2 rRNA genes (both running past the window's edge) are annotated in these 2,222 nt (G+C 50.3%); both read left to right on the top strand.

The features are described 5' to 3' along the window. Positions 1–1,464, top strand: a 16S ribosomal RNA gene (locus BAU15_RS04230); it begins 125 nt to the left of the window's first position. A 193-nt stretch (positions 1,465–1,657) separates the two neighbouring features. Further along, a 23S ribosomal RNA gene (locus tag BAU15_RS04225) occupies positions 1,658–2,222 on the top strand (it continues 2,350 nt past the right edge of the window). Together the 16S and 23S rRNA genes form the textbook arrangement of a ribosomal RNA operon.

Genomic DNA, 2,222 nt, shown 5'->3' with positions numbered 1-2,222 from the left:
CGAAAGAAAAAGAGTGGCGGACGGGTGAGTAACACGTGGGTAACCTGCCCATCAGAAGGGGATAACACTTGGAAACAGGTGCTAATACCGTATAACAATCGGAACCGCATGGTTCTGATTTGAAAGACGCTTTCGGGTGTCGCTGATGGATGGACCCGCGGTGCATTAGCTAGTTGGTGAGGTAACGGCTCACCAAGGCAACGATGCATAGCCGACCTGAGAGGGTGATCGGCCACACTGGGACTGAGACACGGCCCAGACTCCTACGGGAGGCAGCAGTAGGGAATCTTCGGCAATGGACGAAAGTCTGACCGAGCAACGCCGCGTGAGTGAAGAAGGTTTTCGGATCGTAAAACTCTGTTGTTAGAGAAGAACAAGGATGAGAGTAACTGTTCATCCCTTGACGGTATCTAACCAGAAAGCCACGGCTAACTACGTGCCAGCAGCCGCGGTAATACGTAGGTGGCAAGCGTTGTCCGGATTTATTGGGCGTAAAGCGAGCGCAGGCGGTTTCTTAAGTCTGATGTGAAAGCCCCCGGCTCAACCGGGGAGGGTCATTGGAAACTGGGAGACTTGAGTGCAGAAGAGGAGAGTGGAATTCCATGTGTAGCGGTGAAATGCGTAGATATATGGAGGAACACCAGTGGCGAAGGCGACTCTCTGGTCTGTAACTGACGCTGAGGCTCGAAAGCGTGGGGAGCAAACAGGATTAGATACCCTGGTAGTCCACGCCGTAAACGATGAGTGCTAAGTGTTGGAGGGTTTCCGCCCTTCAGTGCTGCAGCTAACGCATTAAGCACTCCGCCTGGGGAGTACGACCGCAAGGTTGAAACTCAAAGGAATTGACGGGGGCCCGCACAAGCGGTGGAGCATGTGGTTTAATTCGAAGCAACGCGAAGAACCTTACCAGGTCTTGACATCCTTTGACCATTCTGGAGACAGAACTTTCCCTTCGGGGACAAAGTGACAGGTGGTGCATGGTTGTCGTCAGCTCGTGTCGTGAGATGTTGGGTTAAGTCCCGCAACGAGCGCAACCCTTATTGTTAGTTGCCATCATTTAGTTGGGCACTCTAGCGAGACTGCCGGTGACAAACCGGAGGAAGGTGGGGATGACGTCAAATCATCATGCCCCTTATGACCTGGGCTACACACGTGCTACAATGGGAAGTACAACGAGTCGCGAAGTCGCAAGGCTAAGCTAATCTCTTAAAGCTTCTCTCAGTTCGGATTGTAGGCTGCAACTCGCCTACATGAAGCCGGAATCGCTAGTAATCGCGGATCAGCACGCCGCGGTGAATACGTTCCCGGGCCTTGTACACACCGCCCGTCACACCACGAAAGTTTGTAACACCCGAAGTCGGTGAGGTAACCTTTTGGAGCCAGCCGCCTAAGGTGGGATAGATGATTGGGGTGAAGTCGTAACAAGGTAGCCGTATCGGAAGGTGCGGCTGGATCACCTCCTTTCTAAGGAATATTACGGAAACTACACGGTNNTTTTGTTCATTGAAAACTGGATATTGAAGTAAGAAAATTAATTTTTGTAACAAACCGAGAACACCGCGTTGAATGAGTTTTTTAATAAGTTCAATTGCTTATTTTCTTGACTACGCTCCTATCGCTAGGAAAACGAGTCAAAACCCAACCGCAAGGTTGATAAGGTTAAGTGAATAAGGGCGCACGGTGGATGCCTTGGCACTAGAAGCCGATGAAGGACGGGACTAACTCCGATATGCTTTGGGGAGCTGTAAGTAAGCGATGATCCAGAGATTTCCGAATGGGGAAACCCAACATTTTTCATAGAATGTTACTTTCCAGTGAATACATAGCTGGTTAGAGGTAGACGCAGAGAACTGAAACATCTAAGTACCTGCAGGAAGAGAAAGAAAATTCGATTCCCTTAGTAGCGGCGAGCGAAACGGGAAAAGCCCAAACCAACAAGCTTGCTTGTTGGGGTTGTAGGACTCCGATATGGTAGTTCTTTCAGATAGTCGAATGACTTGGAAAAGTCAGTCAAAGAGGGTAAAAACCCCGTAGACGAAATTTGGAAGGCACCTAGGAGGATCCTGAGTACGGCGGAACACGAGGAATTCCGTCGGAATCCGGGAGGACCATCTCCCAAGGCTAAATACTCTCTAGTGACCGATAGTGAACCAGTACCGTGAGGGAAAGGTGAAAAGCACCCCGGAAGGGGAGTGAAATAGATCCTGAAACCGTGTGCCTAC

This window comes from Candidatus Enterococcus huntleyi (assembly GCF_009933175.1).
In the GTDB taxonomy this organism is placed as follows: Bacteria; Bacillota; Bacilli; order Lactobacillales; family Enterococcaceae; genus Enterococcus_K; species Enterococcus_K huntleyi.
Note: the sequence above shows the minus strand (reverse complement) of the source record. Positions and strands in the feature narration are given on the sequence as shown.